General features: G+C 61.7%; 3 protein-coding genes and 3 pseudogenes. 2 read left to right on the top strand and 4 right to left on the bottom strand.

Features of this window, described 5'->3' with window-relative positions; all coding sequences use genetic code 11:
- From NKH33_RS31780 to NKH33_RS31770, 3 genes and pseudogenes are all read right to left on the bottom strand, one after another.
- Window positions 1-1,306: fumarate hydratase (locus NKH33_RS31780; protein WP_352923404.1), on the bottom strand; the 1,306-nt coding region annotated here is incomplete at its 3' end.
- Window positions 1,307-1,312: 6 nt separating this feature from the next.
- On the bottom strand, window positions 1,313-2,746 hold the full coding sequence (locus tag NKH33_RS31775) for an NAD-dependent succinate-semialdehyde dehydrogenase (protein ID WP_352923401.1): 1,434 nt from the start codon (window positions 2,744-2,746) through the stop codon (window positions 1,313-1,315).
- A gap of 194 nt (window positions 2,747-2,940) precedes the next feature.
- Window positions 2,941-3,321 (bottom strand): annotated as a pseudogene (locus NKH33_RS31770) (IS110 family transposase); the annotation flags it as partial.
- A 175-nt stretch (window positions 3,322-3,496) separates the two neighbouring features.
- On the opposite strand from NKH33_RS31770, the pseudogene NKH33_RS31765 reads away from it, so the two are divergent.
- A pseudogene (locus NKH33_RS31765) lies at window positions 3,497-3,775 on the top strand (transposase); the annotation flags it as partial.
- Window positions 3,776-5,308: 1,533 nt separating this feature from the next.
- A pseudogene (locus tag NKH33_RS31760) lies at window positions 5,309-5,455 on the top strand (IS5/IS1182 family transposase); the annotation flags it as partial.
- Between the two features lie 225 nt (window positions 5,456-5,680).
- Here NKH33_RS31760 and NKH33_RS31755 read toward each other — a convergent pair.
- Window positions 5,681-7,360, bottom strand: a complete 1,680-nt coding sequence (locus NKH33_RS31755) for a CocE/NonD family hydrolase (RefSeq protein WP_352923398.1) — start codon at window positions 7,358-7,360, stop codon at window positions 5,681-5,683.
- Between the last annotated feature and the right edge of the window lie 236 nt (window positions 7,361-7,596).

Here is a 7,596-nt window from a genome sequence, read left to right as displayed (position 1 = left end):
CCCCCCCCCCCCCCCCCCCCCCCACCCCCAACTTACTCCACCCCCCCCACCCCCCCCCCCCCCCGTCGCAGCGGTGCCGGGTGGTCTCGTATCCCCCCCACCCCCCCGCCGCCCCTCCCCCCCCCCCCCCCCCCCCCACCTCATCTCTTACCGCGCGGACCGGTCCGACGTAGTAGATTACTCGTCCCCACAGATCGACCGGGAGCGGCTTGCCGGCATCGATCAGCTCGACGACTCGCTGGTGGGCGGCGTCACGGCCCGTCAGCATCTTTCCGGACAAAAGAAGGGTTTCCCCGCAGCGCCACGATGCCGTCTCTTCCTTGGTGAGCGCATCGAGATTGACCCGACGGACGCCGGTCGTGTGCAAGTCCTCATGACCGATCTGAGGCCATTCGGAAAGGTCGGGCGGTTGGAGCTGTACCGGTCCTGTGCCGTCCAAGATAAACTTCAGGTGCCGGTTGGCGGCGCATTGCGGAATGAGCGCCACAGGCTTGGACGCCGCATGTGTAGGATAGGCAGCAACCTTGACGTCCACGACTGTCGTCAGGCCGCCTAGGCCCTGAGCGCCGATGCCTAGCGCATTAATTCGTTCATAAAGCTCAACCCGCAGTGCCTCCTCCGCACTTGACGGCCCCCTGGCGATCAGTTCCGACATATCGATGGGCTCGTTCATGGCCTCCTTAGCCAGCAGCATCGCCTTTTCCGCGCTACCACCGATGCCGACCGAAATCAGGCCGGGCGGGCACCATCCGCTGCCGAGCGTCGAAACGGTGTCGACCACCCAGTCGGCAACGGACGCGCTGGGGTTCAGGGTGGTAAAACGCGCCTTGTTTTCCGACCCGCCGCCTTTAGCGGCGATGGTGATCTCAATCTGGTTACCGGGCACGAGGTCGACGTGGATGACCGCCGGCGTGTTGTCGCGGGTGTTGACCCGCCCGGCGAGCGGATCGGCAACGATCGATGCCCGGAGGGGATTATCCGGGTCGAGATATGCCCGACGGACGCCCTCATTCACCAGGTCTGCGAAACTGGCCCTTGATTTGATGCGGACGCCCATGCCGACCTTTGCGAAGACCACCACGAGGCCGGTGTCCTGGCAGATCGGGCGCCGCCCGAAGGCCGCCATGCGGGAGTTCAGCAGAATCTGCCCGATGGCGTTCTTCGCCGCCGGGCTCTGTTCGCGCGCGTATGACTGCGAAAGGGACCGGATATAGTCGGGCGGATGGTAGTACGAGATGTACTGAAGGGCATCGGCGACGCTCCTTGTGATGTCCTTGCCGGCAATGGTCCGTGTTTTTTTATTCACGAAATCTCATCCGAATGACGCGAACCCGTTGACTAGTTTGAGGTTCTGGAAGCTCCGAAAACCTTGCTCGCCGCCCTCATATCCATAGCCGCTCTGTTTGACGCCTCCATACGGCGCATCTGCGGAAACCCCTTTCAGGAAGTTTACACTGAGGGCGCCTGCCGAAAGACCGCAAATCAGCGCCCGTTGCGCATCGGAGGCGCCGGTGAAGAAGTAGGCGGCTAAGCCATAGTCAGTGGCGTTGGCCTCTTCGATCGCCTCCTCGATCGTGTCGAACGGGGCAACGGTGAGGATCGGCCCGAACGGCTCGTCATGAAGCAGTTTCGCATCCTTTGGCACCCCTGTCAGGATGGTTGGCGGCCAATAAAAACCCGGCTGGTCGAGGCGGGTGCCACCGGTTTCGATGCGGGCGCCGCGATCGACGGCATCCTCGATCAGACGCTGCATGGCCTCGATCCGCCGTGCGTTTGCCATCGGTCCCATCTTCGTAGAAGGGTCGTCCGGTGGGCCGATCTTGATCTTGCGGGCGGCTTCCGTCATCCGGGATAGGAATTCCTCATAGAGGGGCCGAGCGACGAGGATCCTGCTGGGTGCATTGCAGCTCTGACCCGCGCACTCGAACTTGTATTCCGAAATTGCCGGTATGGCGTTTGCCAGGTCGGCATCCTCGCATAAAACGACCGGGGAGTGCCCACCGAGTTCAAGAATGCATCGCTGCAAGTTATTCGCGGCGAGCCTGGCGAGCTGTTTTCCAACCTCGGTAGACCCCGTGAACGTTAGGACCTTCACGATCGGCGAGCTGAGGAGATGACGGGATATTTGCACCGGCAGACCAAAGACGAGATTGACCACGCCGTCCGGAATACCCGCTTGACTTAACACTTCGACGATGTGAACTGCAGCGCTCGGCGTCTCTTCCGCCCCTTTAAGGATCACCGGACAGCCTGCCGCCAAAGCAGGGGCGATCTTGCGGGCGATGAGAACGGCGGGATAGTTCCAAGGCGTAAAGGCAGCAACGACGCCAAGGGCCTCAGGGGCAATCATACGGTTCGGGCCTAACTGAATCGGGGCCGACAGCTCTTCGGCGTGAATGCCGTTCCATTCCAGCGTTTCGACCGCGCGCGCGTACTCGCCTGTTGCTTCGGCAATCGTCTTTCCCTGTTCGGCCGATAGGTCCCTGGCTGCCGTTCCAACTTTCGCTTCTAAGATCCGGGCGGCTGCTAAGAGGATCTCGCCACGTTCTTTTGCAGGCCGTGAGGACCAAGCCTTGCGGCTGCGCTCTGCCGAAGCGAGGGCCTCATCCAGGTCCGATGCCGTCGCCGAGGCCACCCAAGCAAACACTTTCTCCGTCGCCGGATTGATTACCGGCAGAGTGGATCGGTCACTACCGTCTAGCCACCTGCCGTCGATGAAAAGCTGATATCTCGTGTCATTGGACATCGAATGCTCCGCCTGGCTGAATTCCTGCCAATCCGAGGCCCGCCGATACCGACCCTAGCCCCGCTTCTCTGCAGTTCATCGCTTTGATCGGGTCCGGTCAAATATGGAATATCGGCCAAAACCATCTGGAATCCAGATTGTTATCGCTCAAGCAGCCGCGGGCGATTGGTAGCATGCGCATTTCGGTAATTAATGCGCCGCGCGACGAGGCGACGAAGCCGCTCGGTCCGCTCGTCAGGTACCCAGACCTCCGGCAGAAAGCCGCTGGCATGGAGCTGCGCCAGAACGCCGGCATCGATCTTGTCGGTCTTAATCCTGGCATGGGCGATCGCCTTCACCTGCATCGGGTTGGCGACAATCACCCGGCCGACATAGGGCGACAGAACCCGCACCACCGCCATGGCGTTGCCCGTGGCCTCGACGACAACCTCATCCGTCCGTCGCAAACTGCGGCCGAACCCTTCCAGTCCCGAGCGGGTCATGTCGACCCGTCCGTGATGGCGCAGCCGGCCGTCTTCCCAAACCACCACCTCCGCAAAGGTGCGGTGGATGTCCATTCCAATCACACGTCTCATCGGCTCCCTCTCCTCAAACAGTCGGGAGCCGGCGGGCGACGCGACACCTACGGATCCGCGCTCTCGGCGCAACCGGGCAGGTCGCAGGGGCGGCCAGCTACTAACGCGAGCTCGCAGCTCATCGAATACATCGGCCTGCCCGCACTTGGCGTGCTCCCGGTGCCCCTGTCCCGGATGGTCGCACCATACGCCGAAAATCTCGCATCTCCAGCGGGGATCGGATGGCACCGTCATGATCATACCGGCTACGAATGCGATCGAGGCGCTGAACTCCAAGCTTCGCCGCGCCGTTTGCACCAAGGGCACTTTCTTCCCCAATGACAACGCCACTATGAAGCTGCTATGTCTGGTGCTCAATCACGCGGCCGAGGAACGGAAACGACCGCCGCGCGAGTCGTTCGAGGCCAAGATACAGTTCGCCGTCGTGTTCGGCGAGCGCTTCGTCGGAGAATGACGAAACCGGCCTCACGCACAGAATTCCTGACAGTCCCATGCTCGCCTGTTCCTCCTATCCTTGTTCTGTTGTCGAACGCTCCACGCACGACTGCCGCAGGGCCCCTGTCGCCAGAAATCGGTCAGCGCTGCGCATCATCTGTTGCAGAACCAACGCCAGCTTGCGAGCAAGTGCAACCTTGGTCTTTCCCATCCCGCCCCGCTTCGCCACCGCAAGCGCACCAGGCCTTTGTAAGGGCGAGCCCTTGACCGGTCGCGTCAGCATCGCGTCGGCCGCCTCGTAGAGCGCCACACGCACCGCATGGTAGACGACCTTCGAGATCCGCCCCGTCAGGTCGGGGTCACCAGACTGCTACTTCCTCGGCGTCAGGCCGAAATGGGCGCCCAGCATCCGGGACGAGCGAAACCGCGACGCATCGTCGATGGCGGCCGAAAAAGTACCAGCTCTACGAAAGCCCTGACCCCCGGCATGGCCTTTCAGTAAGTCACGGACACCGGTTTCAGTAAGTCGCGGACAGCAACGGAGTGCACCCCTGGACTGAGAGACAAAAATCGCGGACAGTTTCCCTGCAAGGAGAGGAAACTGCGGGCATGGCCGGGTGTTGTAAGCGGTATCGATGAAGGTGCCGATGCGCCCTAAGCGATGCGCCAAGGCGCCTTGCAATTGCCCTATGAATATGGAACTTTCGCGCCAGCAGATTTGGAACACGCAGGCGGCGATCTGGTCGCCGAGCTCAGCGGCGCCGGGCCTGCGGAAGGTCGCGGAACGATGCCCGTGCGCTCGCGGCAACGGAGGCTGGGGGGCGCCGAGAAGCGCGCGTTGGTCGACTTGGCGAGCGCGGCGGGATGGTCGGTGACTGCGGTCGCGCAAGCGTTCAGCGTAGCTCGTCCAAGCTCTGGTGCCAACCTCCATCTGCCAACTTGCTGACGGCTTCGCCCGCCTTCATGCGCTGGAGAAGCTCCAGCTTTTGGTCCTCATCAATAACTCTTTGCCGTCCCGGCATGCCCCAGTTTCCTCTCCTTGGAGGGAAACTGTCCGCGACTTTTTGTGTCTCAGTCCAGGGGTCACTCCACGAAACCACTGTCCGGGAATCAGCGAAACCCCTGTCCGGCTTTTGCGAAATGCGCACCCGGCACGCCCATCAGGTTGCGCACCCGCGCATCGTGACTTGCCAACCCGACAAGACGCTTCTCGATAGTTTTGAATCGCACAGCAGCACCGCGCGGATTTTGAGAAGAGCCTCGGCAATTTGCTGCAGCGTGCCATGATGGGCGACCAGTTCGCGAACCTGCCGCTCAACGTCTTCGGCGTCGTCGGGCCAACCTTCAGGCCAAAGCCGCGCAAGACCGCACGGATGCTCATTTCGACATCGTGCCGCTTCGCTGCAGGAGCTTGCGCGGGGTCAGCAGGGCGCGGACCTCCCGTGCCGGCAGTGACTTGCAGCGAACGGGGCGGAACCAACCAAAGCCGCATGAGCTGTGCAATTCCCCGCGCATCTTTGCTATCCGTCACTGGGCATTGCCTTGAAGGTGTCGCGCATGTGGCGCCATCAAGCGGGCACTACGACGCGGGGCCGCCGTCGAACCGGTCATCGGCCATCTCAAGCAAGACCGCCGCATGGGCCGCAACGCCAACAACGCCGTGCTCGCCGCCGTCGGCTACAACTTCAGCCTCTTGCTCAACTGCCCGAGGCTTTCGTTTATTTGTTTGCCTTCTTCCTGGCGCTACTTGCAACCGCTCCAGCGTCACCGGTCCAGCCACGATCAGCCTGACCTCCGCAGCTCAACCGGAATAGCCTCTGAAACGGGGCTCCCTTTCAACGCCGATGCCGAAATGGCTTTCTTCTCGGCCGACGAATTCAACATCGCCGATTCTCACGGGCCCACGGCAGCGGGCAGACTACGCTCAGGCCACCACCGGCAAAATGATGTGCGAGGGATTGTCGCGATCGTGATAGAGAGTGTTGTTCGCGACCACAGTTGCAGTTTCCGTGGCATTGTTGCCGCCTGTGTTCAGGTTGCGGGCGAAGTGCGGGAAACTGCTGCTCGCCACCTGCACGCGGATACAATGACCGGGACCGAACCAGTTGCCCGTCGCCTCCATGCTTACTTCGATGCGATAGATTTTCCCTGGGGTCAGCAAGCTTGGGCGGCTATAATCCTCGCGATAGCGGGGTTGCGCCGTATAGGCTTCGCGATAGCGCGCGCGCGCGACCCCTTTTTGCAGATTATAAACTCGGCCATCGGGATAGACATCGCTCAGTGTTACAATGAAGTCTGTGTCCACTGCCGAGGACGAGACATAGAGCGTCGCGCGCAGTGGACCTGTTACCTCGACGCCTGAACGAAGCGGCTCCGTTGTGTAGACCAAGCGGTCGGGCCGCAGATCGACCTCCCGCTGGTCAGCGGCGCTGCCGTCGCTTCTAGTACGGATAGCCTCAGGACTGGGCGTGGGATCGGCAGGATCATAACGATAATGGTCGGCCGGACCTGATGCCATATCCGTGGACAGCTTGCCGTCGCCATTGCTGGTGTTCGCATGTCCGCCACTGCTGAAGTAGTAGGGGGTGAAGCTGGTCCCCGGCAGCGGCCAACTATCTGCGGACTTCCACCGGTTCGCGCCCATCAGGTAGTATTGGACGTGCGGCATGTTGAACTCGCCCTGGCCATCGCGCCGGAGCCAGTGATCGAACCAGCGCAAGTAGATCGACCAATAATCCTGACAGATGTCTCCAACGTCGCGCTCACCCGCTAGATAAGGCGTCTGGGCGCATTCGCTCTCGCAATGCTGGGTGGGAGAGACGATCAAATACTGGTTCTGCCGCGAGCGATCCGTCATCGACTGGTTCTTGAACGCATTGAATAATTCTATGCCGCCGTTGACCGTGTTGTCATACCACGATTCGATGAACAGCCCTGGCACGTCGGGGCACGAACTTTCGTCGAAGAGGGCAAATTGGCGCCACCAGGGATCGCCAAGCTCATGGGTGACCCAGGCCCGCCAGTCGTTGGGAAAGCCGCCAGACCGTTCGTTCATGTCGGCAAGTGGGAGGGTTTTCAAGAAGTCGTGATATTCGATAATCGGAGGGATCTGGGAGCGCTGATTGCCTTTCTCGCGGAACCATTTGAAGGACCAGCCGAACTCCGGCACACCGGAGGTTATAGTGCCAAAAGGCCGGTTGCGCATCGCACCGCCGGAGCCCTGTGGCAGGACGGCCGCCAGCGCAGGCGGCCGCAGCGGCGCCATCATCACCTGATTGATACCGAGCGCCGAGCAGCCGTAGCCGCCGACCTTGCGGTTCGACCAAGGCTGTGCAGCGACCCACGCCACCGTGTCGTAGCCGTCATGCGCGTCGCTGGCGGCCGGGTGGAATGCGCCTTCCGAACGGAAGCGCCCCCGAATGTCCTGAACCACGACCGTAAAACCTTGCCCCGCGAACTGATGGGCTACTCCTTTGCCCGTCTTCAGACCGCGCTCGCGATACGGCGCCTTATCATACTGTGTCCGGATCAGGATCGTCGGCAGGCGGTCCCCGGCTCCAAGCGGGCGGTAGATGTCGGCGTAGAGGCCGACCCCGTCACGCATCGGGATTCGGACGTCCTCCTCGAGGTCGACGTCGAACCGGGGCTTCGGAAATGGAACGGCCTCCCACCCGCCCACCGTTTCGTTTGCAGGCCGAGGCCGCTGTTTTGGTTCCCCAGTCATACCGTACCTCCTCGTTGATACACGTGAACTCGTGCGCCATTGAGCGCGCTTCAGGCAGATCAAGGTTTAGATGAGTGCTACCCTGTATCACTCCTCATTAGAGGCTGGAAACATTG

It is taken from the genome of Mesorhizobium sp. M1182 (genome assembly GCF_040318335.1).
GTDB lineage: Bacteria > Pseudomonadota > Alphaproteobacteria > Rhizobiales > Rhizobiaceae > Mesorhizobium.
This window is presented reverse-complemented; position numbering and strand designations above follow the sequence as displayed.